At 59.8% G+C, this 23,676-nt stretch carries 23 protein-coding genes, 3 pseudogenes and 1 CRISPR repeat array; of the genes and pseudogenes, 14 read left to right on the top strand and 12 right to left on the bottom strand.

All coding sequences use genetic code 11. The features are described from left to right. The 3 genes from ccsA to BTUS_RS13320 all read left to right on the top strand — a co-directional run bounded on the left by ccsA (position 1) and on the right by BTUS_RS13320 (position 1,573). Positions 1-729 carry a cytochrome c biogenesis protein CcsA gene (gene ccsA, locus BTUS_RS13315; protein ID WP_013076594.1) on the top strand — a complete coding sequence of 243 codons (729 nt, stop codon included), beginning with the start codon at positions 1-3 and terminating at the stop codon, positions 727-729. 134 nt (positions 730-863) lie between these two features. Further along, complete coding sequence (locus BTUS_RS17640; RefSeq protein ID WP_013076595.1) at positions 864-1,007, top strand: CcmD family protein; 144 nt, start codon at positions 864-866, stop codon at positions 1,005-1,007. Next, positions 1,007-1,573 (top strand): TlpA family protein disulfide reductase, encoded by a 567-nt coding sequence (locus BTUS_RS13320; RefSeq protein WP_013076596.1) that lies wholly within the window; start codon positions 1,007-1,009, stop codon positions 1,571-1,573. The genes BTUS_RS17640 and BTUS_RS13320 overlap by 1 nt, the downstream gene beginning before the upstream one ends. Before the next feature lie 56 nt (positions 1,574-1,629). Here the strand turns inward: BTUS_RS13320 and BTUS_RS18060 are convergent. Continuing rightward, positions 1,630-1,761: pseudogene (locus BTUS_RS18060) on the bottom strand (SPFH domain-containing protein); the annotation flags it as partial. A 162-nt stretch (positions 1,762-1,923) separates the two neighbouring features. Between BTUS_RS18060 and BTUS_RS13325 the strand changes: the two are divergent. From BTUS_RS13325 to BTUS_RS13350, 6 genes are all read left to right on the top strand, one after another. Beyond that, positions 1,924-2,598 carry a ferric reductase-like transmembrane domain-containing protein gene (locus BTUS_RS13325; protein ID WP_013076598.1) on the top strand — a complete coding sequence of 225 codons (675 nt, stop codon included), beginning with the start codon at positions 1,924-1,926 and terminating at the stop codon, positions 2,596-2,598. Further along, positions 2,595-3,104, top strand: coding sequence for a hypothetical protein (locus BTUS_RS13330; protein ID WP_013076599.1), 510 nt, complete (start codon positions 2,595-2,597; stop codon positions 3,102-3,104). Before BTUS_RS13325 ends, BTUS_RS13330 begins: the two co-directional genes overlap by 4 nt. 626 nt (positions 3,105-3,730) lie before the next feature. Further along, the gene (locus BTUS_RS13335) at positions 3,731-4,735 is read left to right on the top strand and encodes an FAD:protein FMN transferase (RefSeq protein WP_013076601.1); all 1,005 of its coding nucleotides are present in this window, start codon (positions 3,731-3,733) and stop codon (positions 4,733-4,735) included. A gap of 14 nt (positions 4,736-4,749) precedes the next feature. Next, positions 4,750-5,445 (top strand): response regulator transcription factor, encoded by a 696-nt coding sequence (locus BTUS_RS18510; RefSeq protein WP_013076602.1) that lies wholly within the window; start codon positions 4,750-4,752, stop codon positions 5,443-5,445. Continuing rightward, positions 5,442-6,776 carry a sensor histidine kinase gene (locus BTUS_RS17040; RefSeq protein ID WP_013076603.1) on the top strand — a complete coding sequence of 445 codons (1,335 nt, stop codon included), beginning with the start codon at positions 5,442-5,444 and terminating at the stop codon, positions 6,774-6,776. The genes BTUS_RS18510 and BTUS_RS17040 overlap by 4 nt, the downstream gene beginning before the upstream one ends. 178 nt (positions 6,777-6,954) lie before the next feature. Further along, positions 6,955-7,428, top strand: coding sequence for a YbaK/EbsC family protein (locus BTUS_RS13350; protein WP_013076604.1), 474 nt, complete (start codon positions 6,955-6,957; stop codon positions 7,426-7,428). Positions 7,429-7,580: 152 nt separating this feature from the next. Here BTUS_RS13350 and BTUS_RS18515 read toward each other — a convergent pair whose 3' ends face one another. Together BTUS_RS18515 and BTUS_RS17045 are read right to left on the bottom strand one after the other, a co-directional pair. Beyond that, on the bottom strand, positions 7,581-7,829 hold the full coding sequence (locus BTUS_RS18515; protein WP_013076605.1) for a DUF1450 domain-containing protein: 249 nt from the start codon (positions 7,827-7,829) through the stop codon (positions 7,581-7,583). Positions 7,830-7,848: 19 nt separating this feature from the next. Next, positions 7,849-8,856, bottom strand: a complete 1,008-nt coding sequence (locus tag BTUS_RS17045) for a DNA-3-methyladenine glycosylase family protein (protein WP_013076606.1) — start codon at positions 8,854-8,856, stop codon at positions 7,849-7,851. A 157-nt stretch (positions 8,857-9,013) separates the two neighbouring features. Between BTUS_RS17045 and BTUS_RS13365 the strand changes: the two genes are divergently transcribed. After that, entirely contained in the window at positions 9,014-9,367 is a 354-nt protein-coding gene (locus BTUS_RS13365) for a hypothetical protein (protein WP_013076607.1), read from the top strand. 225 nt (positions 9,368-9,592) lie between these two features. On the opposite strand, the gene BTUS_RS13370 is transcribed toward BTUS_RS13365, so the two are convergent. From BTUS_RS13370 to BTUS_RS13380, 3 genes are all read right to left on the bottom strand, one after another. Then, entirely contained in the window at positions 9,593-12,061 is a 2,469-nt protein-coding gene (locus BTUS_RS13370; protein ID WP_013076608.1) for a heavy metal translocating P-type ATPase, read from the bottom strand. A gap of 177 nt (positions 12,062-12,238) precedes the next feature. Next, on the bottom strand, positions 12,239-13,240 hold the full coding sequence (locus BTUS_RS13375) for an SPL family radical SAM protein (protein WP_013076609.1): 1,002 nt from the start codon (positions 13,238-13,240) through the stop codon (positions 12,239-12,241). A gap of 37 nt (positions 13,241-13,277) precedes the next feature. Continuing rightward, positions 13,278-13,490 (bottom strand): hypothetical protein, encoded by a 213-nt coding sequence (locus BTUS_RS13380; RefSeq protein WP_123809319.1) that lies wholly within the window; start codon positions 13,488-13,490, stop codon positions 13,278-13,280. A 333-nt stretch (positions 13,491-13,823) separates the two neighbouring features. On the opposite strand from BTUS_RS13380, the gene BTUS_RS13385 reads away from it, so the two are divergent. The 3 genes from BTUS_RS13385 to BTUS_RS18960 are packed head-to-tail and all read left to right on the top strand — an operon-like array spanning position 13,824 to position 15,705. Next, on the top strand, positions 13,824-14,201 hold the full coding sequence (locus BTUS_RS13385) for a GntR family transcriptional regulator (RefSeq protein WP_013076610.1): 378 nt from the start codon (positions 13,824-13,826) through the stop codon (positions 14,199-14,201). Further along, positions 14,202-15,062 (top strand): ABC transporter ATP-binding protein, encoded by an 861-nt coding sequence (locus BTUS_RS13390; RefSeq protein ID WP_013076611.1) that lies wholly within the window; start codon positions 14,202-14,204, stop codon positions 15,060-15,062. Beyond that, entirely contained in the window at positions 15,055-15,705 is a 651-nt protein-coding gene (locus tag BTUS_RS18960) for an ABC-2 transporter permease (protein ID WP_013076612.1), read from the top strand. Before BTUS_RS13390 ends, BTUS_RS18960 begins: the two co-directional genes overlap by 8 nt. Positions 15,706-15,760: 55 nt before the next feature. Here BTUS_RS18960 and cas2 (BTUS_RS18965) read toward each other — a convergent pair. After that, positions 15,761-15,979 (bottom strand): annotated as a pseudogene (gene cas2 / locus BTUS_RS18965) (CRISPR-associated endonuclease Cas2); the annotation flags it as partial. Between the two features lie 274 nt (positions 15,980-16,253). Between cas2 (BTUS_RS18965) and BTUS_RS13400 the strand changes: the two are divergent. Next, positions 16,254-16,688, top strand: a complete 435-nt coding sequence (locus BTUS_RS13400) for a type II toxin-antitoxin system HicB family antitoxin (protein WP_013076613.1) — start codon at positions 16,254-16,256, stop codon at positions 16,686-16,688. A gap of 403 nt (positions 16,689-17,091) precedes the next feature. Here BTUS_RS13400 and cas2 (BTUS_RS13410) read toward each other — a convergent pair whose 3' ends face one another. From cas2 (BTUS_RS13410) to cas7g, 5 genes and pseudogenes are all read right to left on the bottom strand, one after another. Next, complete coding sequence (cas2, locus tag BTUS_RS13410) at positions 17,092-17,382, bottom strand: CRISPR-associated endonuclease Cas2 (RefSeq protein ID WP_013076614.1); 291 nt, start codon at positions 17,380-17,382, stop codon at positions 17,092-17,094. Between the two features lie 12 nt (positions 17,383-17,394). Further along, complete coding sequence (cas1c, locus tag BTUS_RS13415; protein ID WP_013076615.1) at positions 17,395-18,525, bottom strand: type I-C CRISPR-associated endonuclease Cas1c; 1,131 nt, start codon at positions 18,523-18,525, stop codon at positions 17,395-17,397. A 16-nt stretch (positions 18,526-18,541) separates the two neighbouring features. Further along, positions 18,542-19,267: pseudogene (gene cas4 / locus BTUS_RS13420) on the bottom strand (CRISPR-associated protein Cas4). A gap of 182 nt (positions 19,268-19,449) precedes the next feature. Then, a CRISPR array of direct repeats spans positions 19,450-20,674; the repeat unit is 37 nt; unit sequence CCTTCAACGGGGCCGCGGGGTGAACCCGCGGAGTCAC. A gap of 365 nt (positions 20,675-21,039) precedes the next feature. Beyond that, complete coding sequence (csb2, locus tag BTUS_RS13425) at positions 21,040-22,659, bottom strand: type I-G CRISPR-associated protein Csb2 (protein WP_013076616.1); 1,620 nt, start codon at positions 22,657-22,659, stop codon at positions 21,040-21,042. A gap of 14 nt (positions 22,660-22,673) precedes the next feature. After that, entirely contained in the window at positions 22,674-23,624 is a 951-nt protein-coding gene (gene cas7g / locus BTUS_RS13430) for a type I-G CRISPR-associated RAMP protein Csb1/Cas7g (protein WP_013076617.1), read from the bottom strand. Between the last annotated feature and the right edge of the window lie 52 nt (positions 23,625-23,676).

A 23,676-nucleotide genomic window follows, 5' to 3' on the forward strand; every position in this document is an offset into this window, starting at 1 on the left:
GTGCGGGATAAAGGGCTCGCGGTTCTGACGGGAGTCGTGTTTCTTGCCGGACTGGCGGCGATTTACGCTGCTTTCATTTATGCGCCCCCGGAACGCTTCATGGGGGATTTGCAGCGATTGATGTATTTTCATATCGGCAGCGCCTGGGCGGCGATGCTGGCTTTTTTTATGGTATTCGTCTACGGGGTCGGGTATCTTTTCACCCGGCGGCCTTCTTTTGACCGAGTGGCACTGGCGTCGGCGGAAGTGGGGGTGTTTTTCACCACGTTGGTCCTCATCACCGGTCCGATTTGGGCCAGGCCGGTGTGGAACACGTGGTGGACCTGGGATCCGCGGTTGACCACGACCCTTATCCTATGGTTTATCTACATTGCTTATTTATTGCTCCGGAGCAGTATCTCCGATGACACGAGGCGGCGAGTGGTGGCGTCCATTTTTGGTATCATCGGCTTTTTGGACGTCCCCATTGTGCACTTTTCGGTGACTTGGTGGCGTTCGATCCATCCCAACGTCATTACGGGCGGCACCATCAATATGGCCCCGGCGATGACCCAGGCCCTTATGGTGAACGGCGTCGCTTTCGTCCTGCTCTACGTTCTTCTGACATGGCTCCGGGCCCGGCTTGAGGCAGCCCGGGAAGAAGTGGCGCGGCTGCAGCACCGGGTGTATGAACGGGCGAGTGACCGAACGACGGAAGGGGATGGGGGTTCTGATGCCGACATCTCTTGAGGTCGTCCCGTCTTGGCGCCGTGAGCGCGGCGTGCCGCCTCGGAGATGACCAAGGTTTGCAAAGTGCTCTGCCTGACCGCCGCCCTTCGCCGGTGAGTCCGGAGTGAGGAGTCAGAGGAAAGGAGGAACTGCCCATGTCCAACATGCAATATCTGTTTCTGGGGACGGCCGTGGTGTGGATCGGAACGTTGCTTTATGTCGTCTCGCTGATACGGCGCCAAAACCACACCCTGCGCATGATTGAGCAACTGCAAAAGAGTCTGGAGGAAGAAAGCTGATGAACGGAGCGGGCGAAGGATCTTCGGCGTCGAGTGGCCCCGGAGCGCCCACGCCACAGGCATTCAAATGGGCGCTGCTCATTCCGGTCGTCCTTCTCGGGGCCGCCTTGGCCTATGCGGCGTGGCATCTGGCCGGAGGCGGGGGCCCCAAGGCGGCGGTGGGACAATCGGCGCCTGAGCTGACCCTCACGGATTTGGAAGGTCGCACCTTCCACCTGTCTGACTACCGGGGTCGGGTGGTGGTACTGAATTTTTTCACCTCCTGGTGCCCGCCATGTCAGCAGGAAGCCCCGGATCTCGCCCGTTTCGCGCAATCGGCAGGCCCGGGAACTGTCCTGGTCATGGTGGATCGGGGAGAAGCCGAGGGCCCGGTCCGCCGCTTCATCCAGCAATACGGCATCGACGCCCACGTCGTCATGGATCCGGACAACCGGGCCTCTCAAGCTTTTGGCGTCACCGGCCAACCGGAAACCTTCATTATCGATCGGCAAGGCATCATCCGACAACACGTCATCGGCCCCACCACCGCCACCGGGTTGGAGCAGATGACGGCGCCATGGGAATGAATGGGGGCTCACGGAGCTCCTCTCGGGCCCCACTTTTCCCCCATCGTCCCTTTCCGCTCTTCATCCAATTCCACGAATTTCAACAAACTCCTCATACCGACGTCAAAGACCGCCTTCGCGGAATTCACCACCCGGAACACCAGCACCGCCGCGATCTCGATGGGATTGCCGTCCACATCGTTCACCTCCCAGAAAATCCATGTTTTTCCACTCCGGCGATGTCCTTTGCCACCCGAAAGATCTTATTGAGAACATTTTTCAGGACTTGTTATGCGTTTGTTAGGCTCTCGTCAGTCTTCTGTCAGGACTGAGGGCTAGAATGAGTAGCAGAAAGCAAGGAGGGATCGGATGTGCAGAAAAACCGGTCATCCCAACGCGGCACCGCCCCGGCCGTCCTGGTGCTCGTATCGGCCACCGCCTGGAGTTTTCTGGCCGGCGCCTGGCTGGTTCTGAAACATCCGCAGTTGGCCGGGCAAATTGACTGGCTGATCGTCCGGGCCAGCGGCATCACCGCCTTTGCCCTGCTGACTGCCGTGGTGGGAATGGGACTGCTCATGGCGAATCCGAGGAATAAAACCCAGTGGCGTCTCGCCCCCAAGCTCATGCCGTGGCACCGTTCACTCGCCATGGTCACCCTGAGCTTTCTGCTCACTCATTTGACCATGCTTTTGCTCGACCACCAATCGGGGTTCGGCTGGCGCGAACTGTTCGTGCCGATGGCCTCGGGGTACCGGCCCATCCCCGTAGCCTTTGGAATCGGCTCCTTCTACCTGTTGATCATCACTTTGGTCACCGCCCACATGCCACGCCTCCTGCCAAAGGGCGGCTGGCTGCGAATCCACCGGATCGCCGCCGCCACCTGGGTGGCGGCCTGGTTCCACGGAATCCTCGCCGGTACCGATACACCGGCCATCGCCGGGCTGTACCAGGTGAGCGGGTTTGTGCTCGTCGTCCTCTTGTTCTTGCGTTACTGGCTGGTGGCCGATTCCGCTCCGGCCGCACAGAAAAGGAGGAATGAATCGTGAACAAGCACAATGTTATTGCCGTATTGAGCAGTGCGGTGCTTCTCGGCGGCGGTTGGTACGCCCTGCGCACCGCCCAGTCTATGGCCGACGCCCAGATAAACGCCGCACAGCCCAGTGCAGCCCCTTCCGCAGCGGGGTCATCGGCCGGGCCCGCCCTCCAGTTCGACAGCACGGCACCGGGAGGAATTTCGGCTTCCAATCCCGGGGGGCTTGATTCGAGCGGGTATAATCCCGGCGGAGCCACCGGGCCGGCCGTCACCCCGCCTCCGGTCACCGCTCCGCCGGTGGACACCGTCACCGGGGCATCGGGACACGGAACCCGCAACGTTATCACAACCGGAACTCTCACCAGTGCCGGGGCCGCCGGCAATCACGCCGCTGTCCAGACTCCCCCTGCCGTCCAAGGGCTGACAGGGGCATCGGGAAGCGAGTCTCATGAACACGGGGAGGAGCATGACGCCTATGAACACCGCGGATCCCACGAATCGGAGCGCGACGATGACTGATCGGCGGGGACCTTCGACCCCGGACAAGAAGAGTACGGCCAACCCGGAAGGGGAAAAGCGACAAACTGAGCCACGACAAAGCGGCACACGCCCTGGCGGAGGGGGAAAGAACCGCCGGGACCGATCGGGGTTCATCGGCTTCGCTGCAGCCACTGCCTTTTTCACCGCCTTATTGGGCCGGATGGTCGCAGCGGGACCGGTGGCGGCCAACACTGACTGGAACGCCTCCGGTCAGGCGCCCTCCTCGGCAACGATTCACGCGGGCTTGGCCCCCGGGCAATCCGGACCGGGGGGAGCACCCTCAACCCCTGGCGCTTCTGGACCCGGTTCCGGCGAAACCAGGATAGACCCCGGGACTCTTCCCCCCGGCCCGGACGGATCCGCAAGCGCGCCAGGTTCTTCGGGAGCAGGCGATCCACCGGCGTCGGGGCGCTCCGGTGGAGACGGGAGCCGGAATGCCCCCGGTGACAACGGTCAGGGAAGCGATCCCGGTTTTGTGCCCGATTACGGTCCCTCCCAGGCTCCCCCCGGGTCCTTTGGGCCGCCTGCGTACGGCCCACCGGCAATGAGCCCACCCGTGGACGGTATCACGGGCGCCAGTTAATCGCAGGAATGGAGGAGCGAGGATGGCCATTTATGAACACGCCTTTCAATCCATGGCCTCGCCCATCCGCATCCGCCTCGATTTCCCGGGAAATCACCGACAGGAGGACGCTGAGGCCGCGACCGAAATTTGGGACATGGCAAAAGATGAGTTTGCTTCCGTGGTGAAAGCGCTGTCTCGGTTCGATCCGAACAGTGAACTTTCTCGACTCAACCAAAGTCCCGGGCAGTGGGTGGCCACCTCCCCCCTGCTTCGGGAAGCCTTGCAGAAGGCCCGAGAAGCCTACGAGTATACGGGCGGGGTCTTTGATCCCAGGATTTTGCGGTCTCTGGAGGCGTTGGGATACACAGGTGCGCCGGTGGTCCCCCTCTCAACCGGCGGGAGGGGGGACGGCACGGACAGTATGCGGGGAGCCGCCGCCAGTTTTGATTCGGACGGGGACAAATTCCCTGAACCTTGGGCAGACCCCGCACCTTGGGTGGAATTTGACGGCGATCGGGTCCGGATCGAGGCACCCCTGGACCTCGGTGGTCTCGGGAAAAGCCTGGCCGTGGATCGGGTGCGCAAGAGCATATTGAATCATCCGGCGGCCGGCCGGATGAAAGGGTTTCTGGTCAATGCCGGCGGCGATCTTTACGCATGGGGGACCAGGGAGGACGGGGAACATTGGCGGGTGGGAATCGAAGATCCCACCGCCCCCGCCACCATTTTGGCAGTCCTGGGTCTGCCTCTATCCACAGCCGTCTGTACGTCCTCCATCGCCCGGCGCCGCTGGATTCACCACGGCCGCCCGGTGCACCATCTGATCGACCCCGCCACGGGGCAACCGGCGGAGTCGCCCTATTTGAGCGTCACCTGCGCGTATCCGGACCCCATCACCGCAGAGATTATCACAAAGGTCTTATTTATACGGCCTGCGCAATCCTTGCGCATCTGGCCTTGGCCCGAGTATATTTGGTGGGTGACGACGGATGTCCGGCTTCACGCCACACCCTCTGGACAGCGGTGGGTCACCTGGAGCCGGTAAAGGAGAGAGAGTCGTTGAAGATTCTTCTGGTGGAAGACGATCCGCGAATCGCCGGACTCGTGGTCAAAGGCCTTGAGCGGGAACACATGGCCACCGATCACGCACCGGACGCCCAAACCGCGCAATTGATGGTGGAGATGAATCCGTACGACCTGTTCATCATCGACGTCGGGCTTCCCGGCTCTACGGACGGCTTTGCCTTGTGCGACATCCTCCGGCGAAGGGGATACGACGCACCCGTGTTATTTTTGACCGCCAGGGACAGCTTGGCGGATAAACTGACGGGATTTGACCGGGGCGGAGACGATTACTTGGTCAAGCCTTTCGCTTTTGCCGAACTGGTGGCGCGCATTCGGGCGTTGCTCAAACGGGCCAATCGCCCCCTCCAGCCTGAACGGCTAACAGTGGGTGAATGGGAGCTGGATCCAAAAACCCACACCTTCTCCATCGCCGGCCAGGAGGTGGAGTTGACCAGCAAAGAATTTCAGTTGCTTGAACTTTTGATGCAATACCCCCGGTACACCTTGAGCAAGATCCAGATTTTAGAGCAGGTGTGGGGCTTTGCCCCGGACGCGGTCACCAATGTGGTGGAGGTCACCATCGGGCGCTTGCGGCAAAAAATTGAAGGGTTCTACCGGGACCGCGGCATGCATCCCGGCGTCGTCATTCAAACCGTGCGGGGCGTCGGCTATCGCCTGGTGGAACGATGACCGGTTTCACTCCCCAACCAACCCGGCGAAAACTGCGACAAACCGGGATCCAAGCGTATCTCAAAACAACCCGCTGGCGACTGACCGCCAGTTATGTGGGGATTTTGTTGGTGGTGGAACTCATTATCGGCCTTTTTGCCGGGGTGCTCTTGCACCATCAGGTGGTTCGGGACGTGGAACACATCCTGCAAAGCCATCTGCCGAAAGAGGAAAACCATGAATGGAACGAAGATCACGAGCATAAACACAATACAATACCGATGCAAACGATCGGAGACGACCGCCCGGCTTACGAAGTGGGCTACTACGTGGTGGCCGACAAGCGCTGGTACACGCCTTATACAAGCGGGGTGCTCCCCTATCAAGCGGGGGCGGACCGGGTTAGTGCGACGGGGAACCCGGAATTGCAACTGATCACAGCTTCAGACGGGACCCCCTTCTACGTGTACAGCATGCCCACCTTTCACGACGGCACTCTGACTTCGATACGCCAATCGGCCATGGACGCCACCTTGCCTTTGGACGTCATGCGGCATTTTAACATGCTGCTGACAACTTTTATCATTCTCGCTTCCGCCGCCGCCGTGATCGGTGGATACATTCTCGCCGGTCGGGCATTGCGCCCCATTGCCCAAATGGCCAAGCGACAGCAGTCTTTCACGGCGGACGCTTCCCACCAGTTGCGTACCCCGTTGACCGTGATCCGGACCACCGCGGAACTGGCCCTGGGCACCGACGATCCCGAGGAGTGGCGGGACGCGCTGGAGACCACTGTGGCGGAAACACATCATATGTCCCGCATGGTCGAATCCCTGGCCACCCTGGCGAGGATGGACTACGAGGAGGGAGCGGTGAAACGCAGCCCCTTCGCGGTTCGGGATTTGGTGGAGGAAGTGGCGGCGCATATCGAGCCCTTGGCCGGGGAAAAAGGGGTGGCTTTCCACGCCCCCGAGGCAGGCGAAGATCGTCTGGTCGGCGACCAACATCGCATCTGGCAACTTTTAACGGTCCTATTGGAAAATGCGATAAAATATACGCCGGAAGGTGGACATGTGTATTTTTCCTACCGCCGAAATGGTCCGGAGGCCGTTTTCACCGTGCGGGATACGGGCATCGGCATCGCCCGGGAGGAGTTGCCCCATATCTTTGACCGGTTCTATCGGGGCTCTGTCGTTCAAAAAGAACGAATCCCAGGTTCGGGCCTCGGCCTCTCCATTGCCAAAGAGATCGCCGAGCTCCACGGGGGCACAATCCATGTCGACAGCGAGGTCGGAGTGGGAACGACTTTCACGGTCAGCCTGCCGATCGCCGGGCAGAAGAAGTCTTCTTAGCCTGCAGGGCCTGAAGACGGCGTCGAATCATTGTCAGTGCCGGCCGCGTGCATTTTCGGTATAATCAATGCCGTACACAACTGATGGCCTGACGGTGGGGACGGGGGATTCCGGGGCGAAGAACGAGAGGGATCACCCCGACTCTGCGCAAAGATGGCAAGGGTACGAGAGGCAGGCGATGAATATGCATGAAGGAGTAGCCCGGTTCCGGAAGATCATGGAATCTATCGACCCCGGAATCCGGGTGGTGGAAATGGAGGCGAGCACCCGCACCGCAGCGGATGCGGCCCAAGCCCTTGGCGTAACCACGGCTCAAATTGCCAAAAGCATCGTTTTTTTGGCCGGAGAGGAACCGATCCTCGTCATCGCCGCGGGCGACCACCGGGTGGACCCAGAAAAACTCGCGGCCATCATGGGACGGCCGGTCAAATTGGCGGATCCGGCAACGGTCCTGGATCTCACCGGGTTTGAGATCGGCGGGGTACCACCCTTGGGGCACCGTTCACCCCTGCGCACCATCATCGACGAGGACCTGTTTCATCACGAGATGATCTATGCGGCGGCGGGTAGTCCCCGGGCGATCTTTGCCTGCCATCCCGGATCGTTGGTAAACTGGACGGACGCATTGGTGGCCAAGGTAAAAGAGACATGATGCCGCAGCCGAGTCGGGCACCCGGGGATCCACAGCGCCAGACCGTGGGGCCCGCCAATCCGGGCCATGTTCAGTTCATCCTGCGCCCGACTCCGGCATCAGCGGCCCTTCCAGGAGCTTCACCGCCGCGGCACCCCCATCGTCCCATCTCTTTAATCGGCCTGATGCCAGGCTTTCCAGACCCCTTCCACCCGGGCCAGAACATCCTTGTACAGTTGCTCGGCGGAATCGGCCATCAGGATGTCGCCGTCCACAAAGGCATAGGCATACTCAGCACAGAGTTCACACTGGCTGAGACACGAATGGAGAATTACCGAAGTGCCGGGATATTTTATTTCCAAATCATCCCAATCCAACGTCGCCGCAGGATTGATGTCACAGACCTCCACGATCACCACCATGGCCCATCCCTCTTTTGTTTCAGTCCACAGCTTCTTCTTCCCATCGCCCCTCCCGCAGGGCCAGCCAAAGATACTGGGACACATAACTTCGCCACCCGGCGAACATCCTGCCAAACTCCCGCAACTCCGCCTCGGTGGCATTGCGACCCAAGCCCAGCAGTTTCCCCAGCGCCCGCCGCAACCCAATATCTGCGGCAGGCAAGACATCAGGATGCCGAAACACAAACAGCAGAAAACATTCCGCCGACCACCGCCCCACCCCTTCTAATTGGGTCAAGTGCGCAATGGCCTCTTCGGCCTCCATGCCCTCATACACGGACGGGTCCCAACCGTTTACGATCCGCCGGGCCAAAGAAATCAGATATTTCGCCTTCTGCCGGCTGAATTGAAAAGCTCGCAGATCTTCTGGCTCCAAGCCCGCAATTCGCTCCGGAGACGGGAACACCCGGTACACCGCGTCGCCGACCTGGAGAGTATCGCCAAATTTCTCTACCAACGTCTGTTTGAGCTTCGCGGCAAAGGTGACGTTGACCTGTTGCCCGACGATTACCCAACACATGCCCTGAAATGGATCAGCCATGCATACAGGTTTGAACCCTCGATACAACTGGTGAAGAGGCTCCAGCGGTGAACCGGCAACCGCATTGTCGAAGCTGCGGATGTCCGCTTCAAATTGAAACATCCGATCGGCCACTTCCACCGGGCCGCGAACCCACACCCCGCGGTTCGGGGATGACGATTCCCGGCTACCGAAGAGCGGCGCCGGCTCCACGGGCGGCGAGGCCTTTGCCGACTTCGCAGACTTCACAGAAATGTCGCCAACCGAACCCTCGCCATCGACGCGAACCTCCACAAAGGTTGGGCGATCTCGCCAGCGAACGACCGTGGCACAACCTCCCGCGTCCACCCGCTCCACAAAGGCCCCGGGGTGGGTGGACAAATATGCTAACTGGAGCTCGAATCGGTGTTCCGGCGACGTGCGAACCCAGGTCGGCTGCCCCGCATCCCCCTGTTTTGATCTCCGCACCTTCTCACCCACCTCTCACACGACCCGTTTCCCGCGTCACCCCTGGCATTCCGGATCCTATCGCGCTATGATGAAAAAGGCCCTGCCAATGCGGCGCCAACTCTTACTGTACCGGGTGCCGCACCCGAGCAAAACTCCATGGGGTGAAGGATGTCCAATGACCCGTGTCACCGAGCGTTTCTTCCAATATGATTCACGCCTGGAGGTCGAGGTCCCATCTCTGGATCGGGACTGGGACGAATACCCTTCCGACCTGCAAGAGGCCGTGATTGTCCACTGGGAGCGAATCCGGGCTGGGATCCCCGATGTCATCGCCCGTTTCGAGAAAGTCATCGCCACTCTCCAAGAGCGCGCAGCCGTAGAGGACGACTGGGATCAGGTCTGTAAACTGTACTGGGAAATTGCCGATTATGCCAGTCGCATCAACGATCTCAACATTCTTTACCGATCGGACCCGGAGTTGACCACTCTCGGCAACAGCTCGACCCAGACCGAAGCAAAAACACGATGAATCCATCGGCCTCCACAGCTCGGGATCCCCACACTTGAAAGTGTACATGAACGCATGAAAGACCGGGAGAGGCAACAGCCATTTGCGCCCTCCTCTCCCGGTCCCGAATTTCAGAACCAGGCCCTTCGGCTCTTGGGCAAGTCCCGCAGGGCGTGGACCGCCACTGGTCTTGACCCTAGGCCTCAAAGTGCAGCGCGTGATCTACCGCACCAGCTTCTCTCTCCATTAAGCAACCTTCACCCTTTTGAGCCTCAAGGCATTGAGCACCACGGATACCGAACTAAAAGCCATGGCGGCACCGGCCACCCACGGCGCGAGAAGTCCGGCTGCAGCCACCGGAATCCCCACCGAATTGTAGGCAAGGGCCCAGAACAGGTTTTGGCGGATGTTGCGCATCGTTTTCCGGCTCAATTCCACGGCCCGGGCCACACCCGTGACATCGCCGCCTACCAGGGTAATGTCCGCCGTCTCGATGGCCACATCGGTCCCCGTGCCCATGGCAATGCCGATATCCGCGGCCGCCAGGGCCGGCGCGTCATTGATCCCGTCCCCCACCATGGCAACGACCTTACCCCGATCGCGCAGCGCCTTCACCCGGTCCGCTTTACCTTGTGGGAGGACCTCCGCCCAGACTTCGTCGATCCCCACCTGCCGGGCCACGGCTTCGGCCGTCCGCCGGTTGTCCCCGGTAGCCATGACCACCTGGATGCCAAGATCTTTCAGTCGGCGAACCGCTTCGGCCGCCTTTTCCTTGACAGTATCCGCCACGGCGAGCACACCGGCAACTTTTCCATCGATACCGACAAACATCGCCGTTTTTCCAAGCCCCTCCAACTCCTGGGCGGCACCTTCCACCGCCGAGATCTCAATCCCTTCCTGGCGGAGAAGCGCCCGGGTGCCGACCAGGACCTTATGCCCCGCAACGACCGCCCGAACCCCGTATCCCGGAATCGCCTCAAAAGAGTCCGCCGACTCAGTGGTCATGCCGCGTTCCATCGCGCCCCGCACAATCGCCTGGGCCAAGGGATGTTCCGACGGCCCCTCCGCGGAGGCCGCCAATCGCAACAGCTCCCCTTCGTCTCCGTTCTTGACCACGATATCGGTCAGAGCCGGTTTGCCGGTGGTCAGTGTCCCCGTCTTATCGAGAATCACCGCGTTGATTTTCTGGGCCCGCTCCAAATGTTCCCCGCCTCGGAACAGGATCCCCAACTCTGCCGCCTTCCCGGTCCCGACCATGATCGACGTGGGCGTCGCGAGGCCCAGGGCGCACGGGCAGGCAATCACCAACACCGCAATCCCGTTCTCCAAAGCCCGGGTAAAGTTCCCCGGATCAATCAGCCAGAACCATAAAAGAAAGACAACCACGGCAATGCCGACCACCACAGGAACAAAAATCGCCGAGACTGTATCGGCGATCCGCTGGATTGGCGCCTTCGTCCCTTGAGCCTCTTCCACGGCCCGGACGATCTGGGCGAGGGCGGTTTCTTTCCCCACCTTCACAGCCTCGATCAACAACGTGCCGTTCCCGTTGACCGTCGCCCCGATCACCGCGTCGCCCGGCTTCTTATCCACCGGTACACTCTCCCCGGTCAGCATCGATTCATCGACCGTGGACAGTCCTTCCAGCACCCGTCCGTCCACCGGGATCTTTTCCCCGGGGCGCACCCGCAGCCAATCACCGGGAATCACCGCGTCCACCGGCACCTGTTCTTCCCGGCCATTCCGAACCCGGGTCGCCGTCTTTGCCTGCATGCCCATCAAATGGCGGATCGCTTCCGATGTCCGGCCTTTCGCCGCTGACTCCAGCCACTTGCCTACGAGGATCAGCGTGATCAAGACAGCGCTGGTTTCATAATACAGGGCGGGAGAATGACCCGTCGACCCGGCGGCCACCCAGCGCAACGTCCCCCACAGGCTGTAAAAATATGCTGCCGATGTACCCAGGGCCACGAGGACGTCCATATTGGCGCTTCCGTTGCGCAACGACTTGTACGCTCCGCGATAAAAAACCCATCCGATCAAAAATTGCACCGGCGTTGCCAAAGCAAATTGAAACCAGGGGTTCATGAGCAGCCCGGGCACCGGAATACCGTGCAACCCCGGGATATGCCCCACCATCGTGTAGAGAAGGGGCAACGACAACAAGGTGGAGATCAGAAGACGATTGCGCTTCTCCACCGACTCTTTGCGGCGAAAATCATCCACCGCTGTGCCCTCTTCCTCGTGCACCTTGGCGTCGTAGCCAAGGTCCCGAACCGTTTTTACGATATCGTCGATTTCGACGGCCCCCGGGTAATAGGTCAGCGCCGCTCGCTCCAAGGCGTAGTTCACCGTCGCCTCCACACCGGGAAGTTTGTTCAATCCCTTCTCAATGCGATTGGCGCAGGCCGCACACGTCATACCCGACAGATCTAGCTCCAAGCGCTGTTTGGCCACGTTGTACCCGAGGCTTCTGACTTTGTCCTCTATATCTTTCACCGACACCTGCCGCGGATCGAACTCCACCGTGGCCTTTTCCAGGGCGAGGTTGACAAATGCCTCCTCGATGCCCGGCAGTTTATTCAGCCCCTTTTCAATCCGATTGGCACAGGCCGCACAGGTCATCCCCTGAATGGCCAGAGTCACCTTCGCGCGATCGGGCCGGCGCCCCTCCGCGGAGCCCGATGCCGCGTGTTCCTTTATCTCTGTGGCCACGGCCACTCGCCTCCTTATCGACGTGAGAACTGTACCCCCGTATCGTATATGTACTCCAACGGGCCATATCCGTCAACCGGCGCTACGCCCCGTTTTGTCGACGCCAGGCTGTTCCCCTCCGGTCACGTCTGAATGCCGCCGCTATTCGCCGTGATGCCCCGCTATCGAGAGTCATTCTCAAAAGTGGAGCTGAAGTTGCACCGATTCCGTGGTTTTTTCGCCGCCCTCCCCCATTCCTTCCGAGCCATACCCCCCGGGCTCGTCCGATTGATCCGCAGCCAGAGAAGATCTCATCCCGTCTTTCTCCGCCGCCTCCCGGTAAAACGGGATCCCCATCCGGCGAATCCAGGCGTGAGCCCGGGCCAAGGTTTTCGCCGCAAAGGCTGTCGGCGGGTTTGTGCGCCGATAAAGTTGCTCATATAAGGGAACCAGCTCCGGGTAGTGGGCCTGAATCGTTCTCATATACCATTGTTTCACATCTGGAGCCAAACGCAACATAGAGGCCACTGCAAATTGGGCGTCGTGTTTCTTCGCCGCGCGCAACACCGAGGCCATCACTTCATCGCTGTCGGTGAGCCCCGGCAGGATCGGAGCCAGGAAAATGCCCGCACGGATTCCCTGTTCCACGAGAGTTGCCACCGCCTCCAGGCGCTTCAGGGGAGATGGACTCTCCGGCTCCATACGGCGCCACAACACCGGATCAAGGGTGTTGATGCTCATGTGAATCGCCCGAACCCTCGCCCTCACCAAAACATCGAGATCCCGAAGGATCAGCGGGGACCGGGTGGTCAGGGTGAACGGCACCCCATACTTCGCCAAAACCTCCAGGCAGCCCCGGGTGATCTTCATCTTGGCCTCGGCGGGCTGATAGGGGTCCGTGGCCGTCCCCACGGTGACCAGGCCTAAGCCGCGAAGCGCCCTCTCCCCGCCCTTCCGAACCATGGCTGCCAACTGCCTATCCAAGGCCGCCGCGGCATTCTCCTTCACAAGAATGTGGCTCTGGAACGTATCATCGGCGTCCAGCCCCAGATACGTATGGGTGGCCCGGGCATAACAATAGGAACAGCCGTGGGAACATCCCCGATACGGATTGATCGACCACGAAAATGGCATGTACGCTGACCGCACCCGGTTCAACGTTTGCTTCGTCCAAACTCGCTCCAGGATCCGACGTCCCATTGCCACACCAACTCTCAAACATTTGTTCGTTTTCACTTTACCATGATGTCTGCTCAAAAGCAAGGGCTGACTGCCATTTCGCCATGCGGCGGGCCAGGGTTGCACGGCTGATCTGCCGCAGCTCATCCAACATCTCCGGCGTGAGACGAATCTCCCCGTGCCGGGCCAGTTGCTCGGCTGTGCGCACCAGTACGGGGTGCAGCCGCTCTGCGCAAGGATAGTCGAGGGCTTCCCACACCACCTGGATCACGGGCATGGCGGCCTGATAGTGCAAAGGGCGGGTTCGGCTCTGGCGCCGCCGCGTCTGTTTGGGGGGGCATTCATGGCGGCGATGGCGTATTTGCGGGCATATCCCAGTGTCTCTTGCAACTCGTCCAGGATCTGTGATTTTTCCGATCGGCAGCGTGCTTGCCGATTATGGACATCCGCACCGCGATCCCTTCGGTAAGGTTTCTTCATGAGTGAGCCAACCCCCTTTCGGTAAGATTTTAACTGAGTGTTTGCACGCCCTTGACACGCCCGTTCATAGTGTATATATTGTATATGAACATTACGTACAAACGTCCCATCCCGAGAGGCGAACATGAACATTATTTTGTCCAACACCTCAAAAGAGCCGATTTATGAACAGATTAAGCGGCAGATCAAAGAGGCGGTTCTCCGAGGGGAACTGCGCGAGGGCGACCCTTTGCCGTCGATTCGACAGCTCGCCCGGGACCTGAGAATCAGCGTCATCACCACCAAACGAGCGTACGATGAACTGGAAAAAGAAGGGCTGCTCGTGTCCGTGGTGGGCAAGGGGTCGTTCATCGCCGGCCAGAATCCGTCCTTCCTGCGGGAACAGCGGCTCAAGGCCATTGAGGAACAATTGTCCGCCGTGGTGAGGGAGTGCCGCGCGTTCGGCTTGGGATTGGAGGAGATCAAAGCGATGTTGGAGAGTTTGTACGAGGAGGAGCGGTAGATGGAAGACGCTGTCATCCTGGACGGGGTCTGCAAAACGTTCCGGGGATTTCGGCTGGAGAACGTATCATTTTCGATCAAAAAAGGGTATATCACCGGGTTCATCGGGCCCAACGGCTCCGGCAAGACGACGACGATCAAGCTGATCATGAACCTGCTGCACCCGGATGCGGGTACGATTCGAAGGTTCGGACAGAACGATCTCCGCAACAACAGAACCGTCATGAACCGCATCGGCTTCGTCTACGCCGAACCGCCTTTTTACGACGATTTAACCGTGGAACAGGTGAAAACGGTTGTCGCGGCCTTTTACTCCAAGTGGGATGAAACGGCGTACCGGCGCTACCGGGATGCCTTTGAAGTCCCCGGGGATCGCAAGATCAAAGCCCTGTCCACCGGTATGAAAATGAAATTTTCCATTGCCCTGGCGTTGTCTCATCATGCGGACCTCATTCTCATGGACGAGCCGACGTCCGGCCTCGATCCGGTCATTCGCCGCGAGATCCTGGAGCTTCTGTCCGAGGTGATCCAGGACGAAGAAAAAGCGATCTTTTTCTCCACCCATATCACCACGGACCTCGAGCGGATCGCCGACTATCTGATTTTTATCCACCGCGGCCGGATCGTGTACAGCGGGGAAAAAGATCGGCTGCTGGAAGCGTACCGGGTGGTCAAAGGGCCCAGGGAGATCCTGACGCCGGGCGTCAAGCGGATATTGATCGGACTCCGGGAAACCGGGGTAGGCTTCGAGGGCTTGGCCCCCACCGACTCAGTACCGGCGCTCGGCAAACAGGTCCTGGCGGAGCCGCCCTCACTGGACGACATTATGCTCTACACGGTGAAGGGGGAGCCCCATGCGTAGCTTTTTGGTGAAAGACCTCATCATGTACCGAAAAATTCTTGCCTTCAATGTCCTGGCAATCCTGATCTTGTGTGCGTTATCCCGTTACCCATCTACAGACGCCCTCGGGATCATCGTCTGGACAGGGGGGTTTATGATGCAATGTATCCAGGTGGATTCCCGGGGCCGCGCCGATGTCCTGTTGAACAGCCTGCCGGTCACCCGGCGCTCCATGGTTGTCGTTCGGTACCTCGAGCCGGTGGTTTTCGGTATCTTTGGGTTCCTTCTTGTGGATTTGGCGGCGGCGGCCGCTGTAACCTTTCGTTTTCCGTTGTTCCAGCCCATGGGTTGGATCCACTTGGGCGGCATTGTCATCGGGGCGGCCGTGTGGTCGATTGTGATGTTGCCCATCTACTACTGGCTCGGTCCGGCATTTATACAGTATTTGGTCTTTGTGTTCGCTTTCGTCTTTTCAGCAGCCGCAGTAGTAGTGCGGAGCCTCGGCGCTTTACACGCCGTCGCCCCCGAGCCTATCCCTTCGTTTGTACACGCCATGGCCATGGGAAACGCCGGCGCGTGGTTACCGGCCTTGGTGGTGACGGCGGTGCTGTATGCCGCCTCTTTGGCGCTGTCTGTCCGCCTATACGAGAGGTGGGAGTTTTAGGCGCGCATGGAGGCCCCCGGCGGGCCCATCTGTGCCCCGGCATGTTATCTTCAGATTTATCCATGATGTGGCTCAATGTGCGCACGAGGCCGGCGTCCCGCACCTCGTCCACCATGCATTCGCATACCGATTTTTGCACCCATTGGCCGACGCGCTGACAGGACTGGTTCAGTTGCCGCAGCCGCTTCTGCCCGCCCTTGGTGTCGGTGTAAATGTCGTATCGTGTCTTCCCATCCCCCAAGATCACGGAAGACAACGTGTCGCCGTCCCACACCTCCCAGCGGCTCGGCTCGACGTCTGCCCAAGCGTGGGGGAATCACAAACAAAAATGTTAACACGTATTAAATACGTGTTAAAATAAAATTGAAGGGAGTGATTCCAGATACCCCCATCATCAAGAGAGGTTATCAAGAAAGGCAAGGTCACCGTCCAGCATCCGGTAAATAACTTGAAAAAGGGAGTCATCAAAAGCATCGAACGGCAATCCGGTGTCAAGCTCCTGTAACCCCGGGCCTTCCCTTCAATTTCGCCCCAAAGGAGTGTGCACGATGAAGAAAGACATCTACGTTTATCCAGCTGTTTTCCACTACGACGAACATCCGGGAATCGGTGTCACCTTCCCGGATCTGCCGGGGTGTGTTTCCCATGGAGATGATGAAGACCACGCTTACCAGATGGCCCAAGAAGCGTTGGGACTCCACCTTTACGAAATGGAAAAGGACGGAGACGAAATTCCGGAGCCCACTCCCGTGAAAGACCTCCGTCTCGAAGAATACTTGGAGGATGGAGAAAAAGGCGTTGTCGTGTTGGTCAGCGTCTCCATGGGTCCAGTTCGCAAGGAACTGGATGCGCGATCCGTCAAGAAAACCCTGACCATCCCCAAGTGGCTCAATGACGCGGCGGAGAAAGAAGGGGTCAACTTCTCCCAGGTCCTTCAGTATGCACTCAAAGAGCAACTTGGTTTCACTGACAAGGGTCATTAACAGGAAAGGCCCCGATTGAATCCGGGGCCTTTTTCCCTGTTCGAAAAGCGGAAGACCAATGGCCTGCACGGGCATATGAGCCCCCTCACGACTCACGCAACCTCGATGATCGGTCCATTCCACGTGATCGTGATCACACGATTTATACCCCCGCCAATTCGGCATCATTCCAGGTTCGCGCACCCTGATCGAACGTTTCGACGGAATCCGGCCCCGCCGAGAAACTCGGTGCCGATCAGCTCCTGGCCGTGCTTGCGCCTGTACCTGAGCAAGGAATTTTGAAAGGCGGGAGGCGGCGCAGCGGCCGAGCCCGGACGTCCCGCGGTGGTCCGCGTGCGGAACTGCTCGGCGCCCACATCCGCGATCCGCTCTTAGCACCGCCGCTGCCTGTCTCGGTTTCGGCTCACAGAATCAATGGATCCTCGAAATTCACCGCGGAACTGCGGCCCAGTTGTACGATGTTCCGGGGGCGCTGTTCACCCAGGCAGTAGATGCGGATGTTGTCCTCGGATTTATCCATAATTCTGCTCAATGTGCGCACCAGGCCGACAAACCGGACCTCATCCAGCGTACATTCAAAAACGGATTTTTGCACCCGCTGCCCCACCCGTTGACAAGCCTGGGCCACCTTCCGCAATCGTTTTTGCCCCGCCTTGGTATCGGTGCAGATATCATAAGCAACCAGGACAAACATGGGCCTCTCCTTTCACCGGTAGAAAAATGGAACATACACGGCATCGCTCCGGATGGCCCGGGCCATCAGACGAGCCTGAATGTAAGGCAGCATCGCAAATGTCACCGTGCGTTTGAAGAGGGGGTGGCGGCAAGTATCCTGTTTGCGCCGTTGATAGGCATCCAAAACCGTTTTCCGCCCGGCTTCGTTCAGCATCACCCCGCCGCCCGGCAGGTGGTTAAAATCGCGTTCACTGAGTTGTCTGCGGTTGATGAGCGTCATGGCTGCCCGGTCCGCCAAAACCGGCCGCAACTCTTCCATGAGATCGAGCGCCATGGCGGGGCGGCCCGGCCGCAATGCATGGAGATAGCCGATTTGAGGATCCAGTCCCGCGGTTTCCGCCGCCGACACACAGTCGTGAACCAACAGGGTGTAGAGAAAGGACAGTAAAGCGTTGACGGGATCCCGAGGAGGACGTCGGGTCCGACCGGAGAATTCCCACGTTTCCGCACCTTTCAGCGGGCGGGGGAATTGGGCAAAATACCGTTTGGCATTGATGCCTTCGATTCCCCGCAGCGTCTCCAGATCGGTCACCTTCGGCAACCGGCGCAAATCCCGGGCGATTTCCGCCGCCGTCTCTTGTAATTCGGCCCGTGCAACATCGTCGGAAGTGTCCCTGGCCGCCCGGAGTAAGACATGACGGCTGTTATGCAATTTACCGGCCAGAACGGCTTGAACGATGGGGACAGATTTTTCGGAGTCATGAAGAACACGGTGTTGAGCAATGCGCAACAAGACGTTTCCCGACCGTCGCCCCTCGATGCGGTAGAGGAACTTACCGCGGGAGTTCAGGACAACCACCGCCCGGCCGTCCTCCGCGCACCGGGCCAACAACGGGCTGGTTAAGGACACCCGGCCGAGGGTCACGATCCCTTGGAGGTGATGCAGCGGGACCCGCAGGCTGGCGGCCGCGGCATCACCGGCTCGGGAGCGACGCTGTTCGGGATCGGCACCCGGCCTTGCAGCTTCGCCTGCTGTGCCGCCGTCACCCGCCGCGGAGGTCCTGTTCTTGGCGCTCAGCATGACCACAACATTATCGTGATCGAGCCTCAGCACGGCACCATCTGTCTGGACGTACAGAATATTCATGGCTTCCTGAACCAAAGCGCATGCTCTCCTTTCACCCTCGGGACTCCGCCGCCTGGACGTCAGCCGAGGGTTCCCCTGAATCCATCCCGATGCTTCCCTTCTCTTCCCAAACAGCGTGCCGAGCCGGGGGCCAATCGGACCAGTTCTCCGGTATATGCCCGTCCGTAGCCTCCGGAAGGCAAATGGCTTGTAAAGAGCAATGACGACACCGCGCGTCGTTCACAGCCCGGGGAAGCTCGCCCGATCGAGCGGTGCGGCGGATTGCCTCAATGACCTCCACAACCCGTCTGCGTAAAGGTTCATCCAATACCACTTCCCGCCGATGACGCGATTGAATGTGGTAGATCGCACCCCGCCGCACAGGCACACCGAACATTTCTTCCAGACAGAGGGCCTGGCCGCAGAGTTGGAGCTCGTCGTGGACGGACGATCTGAGTCTTCCGTGCTTGAACTCAACCGGGAACGGCACACCGCCCCGAATCTCCACCCGGTCACATCGTCCCGCCAGCCCGTACTGATCGGATCAGACCGCCAGGGCCGTCAACACCTCCACATCTTCCTGAGACCGCTTCCCCTCTTCATCCACGCGCTCATGCCCCCATCTTCCCTTCGCCGTGTAAACATTCTCTTGCCAAGCTTGTTCAACATGGATCAGCGCAAATTGACGGGGACAATAGCTGTAGTGTTGTAAAGCCGACAACGGCACAATATCCTCATCTTCCCACTCCAACCGCCGTCCATGGGAAAATAGTTCCACATGTCACCCCTCCCGCCCCACCGATGAATCTCGTCGATCCTTGCACCTACTATTGTGCACAGAATTCCGTCAGGTTAGACGTGCTCATGGAGTGACAAATGCAATTCTTCTCAAGAAAGGGCTTGCACCGGTCGCCTGACAACGACTTGGGTCGAGCCCGAGATCAACATCGATAAACACGTCCTTCAACGGGGCCGCGGGGTGAACCCGCGGAGTCACCCCAAGCTGCCGAGCTGGAAGAGGTTTTGCGGATGGAGCCTTCAACGGGGCCGCGGGGTGAACCCGCGGAGTCACACCTCGACGCAGCAGGGCCTGTGAAAGGGGTGATGGATCCTTCAACGGGGCCGCGGGGTGAACCCGCGGAGTCACGCCCGAACCGATGGCCGAGATGGAGGAAAAACCGAACCTTCAACGGGGCCGCGGGGTGAACCCGCGGAGTCACGCTCATGACTCGGGATGAATTCGTGCGGGACGTGTTCATCCTTCAACGGGGCCGCGGGGTGAACCCGCGGAGTCACTCAGGATGCGACGCACTTCAAGGTTGCGAGACTTATGCCCTTCAACGGGGCCGCGGGGTGAACCCGCGGAGTCACACGACCAGTGTAGCCGACGCGACGCCGATGGACGTGAACCCTTCAACGGGGCCGCGGGGTGAACCCGCGGAGTCACGGAGATTCAGGGGGTGATCGCCGCTGAACATCGTTCCCCTTCAACGGGGCCGCGGGGTGAACCCGCGGAGTCACAACGTCCAAGGCCGTAACGTTGAGCATCTCCTTGGTCCTTCAACGGGGCCGCGGGGTGAACCCGCGGAGTCACTCCACCAGCACGTCCGGAGTCGTGAACAGGTACGTCGTCCTTCAACGGGGCCGCGGGGTGAACCCGCGGAGTCACGGAATCACTCCTCCCTGCCATTCGGCCATGAGACCCCTTCAACGGGGCCGCGGGGTGAACCCGCGGAGTCACGAAATCGGCGTGGCTGGTGCTCCAGTCCACGACCGACAGCCTTCAACGGGGCCGCGGGGTGAACCCGCGGAGTCACAGCCGTGCAATCTGTTACTGACTGCACTGATCCAATTGTTCCTTCAACGGGGCCGCGGGGTGAACCCGCGGAGTCACCGCAGATGCTGGTCTACAACAAAGCGAAGACGATGCTCCTTCAACGGGGCCGCGGGGTGAACCCGCGGAGTCACTCTGCACGAATTGCCTGGCCGGAACGACATGCTACCCTTCAACGGGGCCGCGGGGTGAACCCGCGGAGTCACAGCGGCGTCATCGGTCGACGCCAAAATGTCAGTCAGCCTTCAACGGGGCCGCGGGGTGAACCCGCGGAGTCACGGGACAAGGCCACACATCATTCGTCCGAGAACAAACCTTCAACGGGGCCGCGGGGTGAACCCGCGGAGTCACTCTTCCTCTCCAAGCCCTTGTACAACAAGGCTTAACGTGCGCTTTTTCGCGAACCTCCCGTTGGACGGGTTTGTACGCGACCAACTCCCACTTCCGAGTTACTCGATACTCCCATCTTATCAAAGAAAACGGGTTATCGCGAACCTCCCGCATTCACGGCATCACTACAGGTTCGCGCAACATCGGGAACCGGTATCATGAGGGGCATTTTCCCGAAAGGCGACAACAACCGGCAATTCGAACCCGGTGTGCTTCATCAAGTCCGCGCTCACCTCCGCAGGTGTTCGCGACTCGCCAGTCCGGCCACCGCAGCCCCTTGCTTCGAATTTCCAAATTGCAGGAAGCTGATCCGCCCCCGGTCAACCTTAAAACCCGGATTCACCGTTGCGGTCCCCTTGCCCGTTCTCAGACGGCACCGGTCGCTCGGGAATAAACAGTCCCAAACCATAGTGACACCCATACCCGAACGCCAACGGTCCCGCCACCGGCTCCGGGAACTCCACCCGATAGAATCCCCCCTGTCGATCCGGTTGATTTTGCGATCTTCCCCCACTTCGAAAGCGGCGGAATTGAACCGTGGTCACCGGCCGGGAGCCGACCTGCACAAACGGTTTCCATTCCACGGAGAGCGGTTCCGGTAGTCCCCGGAGGCGAATCTCTTTGCGCAATTGTTCCTTCCTTCCGAATCGCCCGCCCTTCTTCTGAAACCACGGATGCAGGTACGGGGTCGCCGACTCCCATACCCGAGACGGTCCGAACAGAGATGAAACAACATTCCCGGCGCCCGTCTCACCTGGATGCGATCCAACGCCTTCCAGGAAAACCCTCCATTCCTGTTCCCCTGTGTACAATTTGATCAACGATTGCAATGCTGCCCCCACCGTCTCCGGAAGCGGATCCGCGCAGTATAGCAACAGATGGTCCACGCGCCCGTCCCGGTCTGCGTCCTCCGGGAGAAAGAATGCATGGCGGTGGCTGTCCGCGAGGACCCGGCGGTTATCGTCCCGTCCGGTGATCAAAGAAGGGGCGTCGGCATCGAGAAGACGGAGAAGGGCGCGGCGAAACAGTTCACCCACGGCCACCGCATCCAACTGACTCGGCAGCGGCTTCCCCGCCAGAGCAAACCGCGCCGCATGGATGGGCCCGGTGCCCCACCCACCGAAGGTCTCGGGGGTAAACTCCGGCACAAAACAGTTGTACGGCCGAAGATAGGTCACCTTGCAGCTCCCGGGCGGCTGATTCCAGCCCCCCTGCTCGAGATCCGACGTATCCACGGCCAACGCATCGAACAACCGCTCGGGAATGTGGAGGGACCGCCGGCGTCCCCGTCCCCGGGCCCCGCCGCGGTTCACCTGCGCTCCCTCTAAAACCCCGTCCCTCCACGCCGAAAACCGATCCTCGGTCTGCACCGCCATCACTGTTACCGGCTCCATGGCCTCGGGGGATCTGGCGAACACCGTTTCTTGATCGGCCGGGTAACAGTTCGCCGTACCGTCCCAGGGAACCAGCCGGGCTTCCACCCAGCTTTCACTCCGCCCCAGATAGCCCACATGTGGCAGCAACCCGTCAAGAAGACACCATTCTCCGGCACTCAGCGTCACACCCGGCCAAGCCATGATCACCCGGTCCTCCGGGCGAATTCGCACGAACGCGTCGAAAACCAGAGATGTTTTGCCCCCGGCACCGGGCATGTAATGGCGAGTGTGTCCTCGACTGACTCTCGGGAGATAATAAACGGGAAACACGGAGGCCAATTTTAAAATCAACTGTTCAAAGCTCGCCTCGGGACGGCCTTCCTCCACTGCGATTCCCGGGTCCGCCAATACCAATCGGCGCTTGGCAAACCACGTCGCCTGCAGGCTGCGAAGAAGGCGCCAGGGTGACGGAGGCCATTCGACCTCTCCCTCGTTCACATGCCGTCCCCACGGGTTCGCGTGATACAACCCCGCCGGAAACCGAAAAGCCATGGCCCACCGCTCTTCCATGTGAATCCCACCCCCTACTTCGGCACATAACGGACAACCAGCGACTCGCCCAGCAGACCCATATCCCGCATTCGTCCGATGTAATCCGGGAGGGCGCGCGCCAGATCTTCTTCTTCAGGAATGGCCCACCCTTCGGGACGAGTGGCACGCAAAGCGACACATTCCAAATCGCAAGCCGTCCTCAGACGCAAACCCATGCGCAGAAACCGGCGGATTTTGTAAAGAGCAAAAGAAACGAGAAAATCTTCCCCGGGGTCTTCGAGCCCGAAAGATCGAATTTGGGACAGATCGACGTTAAAATAAGCCACGATCCGCTTGGCCGTGTATTCTTCCCGGTGAAACGGAACGTTCCCGAAACCTTTGCGCGTATCGCCGCTGGGATTCACCCGGTCGTTTTTGACGCCGCCGTTCTGAGCCACTTTCACCCCTTCCGCCTCGATAAAACCGGACAGCACCCGGGGCAGACGCAACCTGCCGCCGGCCAGTTCCGATTTTGCCAAAAACACGCCATGCAGCAACGCATTCGTGTCGTATCGAAACACGGTTTTCGCCAGTTTGCGAAGATCCACCGGCCCTTGTTCCATGCTGTTTAACTCGTGTTTCAGTCGGTCCAAAACCGACGTATCTTTTCCTTCCAATATGTACGGCGAATTCAACCGATGGGACTCGAGCAGAGAATTCGTCAGCAGGTCCCCGTCCGGTTTCACCACTTTGACCATCGGCAACCCGCGAAGAGGCTCCACCCAATCCTCGGCTTGTTCGTCCCAGCACACCGCTTCCATTCGGTTGGCCATGCTCTGCGCCGACTCGACCAAAAGAAGCGACTCTCCGTCCGGCCCCTCGTACTGGGCCGCTCCCAGATCGGGGAATCCTGTGGGTTGAAACCTCGTGCCCTGAATCGGCCGGAGGTCCGCCTCGATCAACAGTCTCGGTTGATCCCTGAGCATTGAAAAATCCGGATTCATGATCCTCTCCCCCTTCATGCGAACAATAAGAGACAAACGGTCGGCGCCGGCC

Source organism: Kyrpidia tusciae DSM 2912 (assembly GCF_000092905.1).
In the GTDB taxonomy this organism is placed as follows: Bacteria; Bacillota; Bacilli; order Kyrpidiales; family Kyrpidiaceae; genus Kyrpidia; species Kyrpidia tusciae.

Coding starts and splice junctions, on each gene's coding strand:
- cas2 (WP_013076614.1), bottom strand. CDS start 17,382: ATGTTTGTCCTGGTTGCTTATGATATCTGCACCGATACCAAGGCGGGG.
- BTUS_RS18960 (WP_013076612.1), top strand. CDS start 15,055: ATGCGTAGCTTTTTGGTGAAAGACCTCATCATGTACCGAAAAATTCTT.
- BTUS_RS13335 (WP_013076601.1), top strand. CDS start 3,731: ATGGCCATTTATGAACACGCCTTTCAATCCATGGCCTCGCCCATCCGC.
- csb2 (WP_013076616.1), bottom strand. CDS start 22,659: ATGGAAGAGCGGTGGGCCATGGCTTTTCGGTTTCCGGCGGGGTTGTAT.
- BTUS_RS13365 (WP_013076607.1), top strand. CDS start 9,014: ATGACCCGTGTCACCGAGCGTTTCTTCCAATATGATTCACGCCTGGAG.
- BTUS_RS13385 (WP_013076610.1), top strand. CDS start 13,824: ATGAACATTATTTTGTCCAACACCTCAAAAGAGCCGATTTATGAACAG.
- BTUS_RS18515 (WP_013076605.1), bottom strand. CDS start 7,829: ATGGTGGTGATCGTGGAGGTCTGTGACATCAATCCTGCGGCGACGTTG.
- cas7g (WP_013076617.1), bottom strand. CDS start 23,624: ATGAATCCGGATTTTTCAATGCTCAGGGATCAACCGAGACTGTTGATC.
- BTUS_RS13375 (WP_013076609.1), bottom strand. CDS start 13,240: ATGGGACGTCGGATCCTGGAGCGAGTTTGGACGAAGCAAACGTTGAAC.
- BTUS_RS17040 (WP_013076603.1), top strand. CDS start 5,442: ATGACCGGTTTCACTCCCCAACCAACCCGGCGAAAACTGCGACAAACC.
- BTUS_RS13390 (WP_013076611.1), top strand. CDS start 14,202: ATGGAAGACGCTGTCATCCTGGACGGGGTCTGCAAAACGTTCCGGGGA.
- BTUS_RS13320 (WP_013076596.1), top strand. CDS start 1,007: ATGAACGGAGCGGGCGAAGGATCTTCGGCGTCGAGTGGCCCCGGAGCG.
- BTUS_RS13350 (WP_013076604.1), top strand. CDS start 6,955: ATGAATATGCATGAAGGAGTAGCCCGGTTCCGGAAGATCATGGAATCT.
- BTUS_RS13400 (WP_013076613.1), top strand. CDS start 16,254: ATGAAGAAAGACATCTACGTTTATCCAGCTGTTTTCCACTACGACGAA.
- BTUS_RS17640 (WP_013076595.1), top strand. CDS start 864: ATGTCCAACATGCAATATCTGTTTCTGGGGACGGCCGTGGTGTGGATC.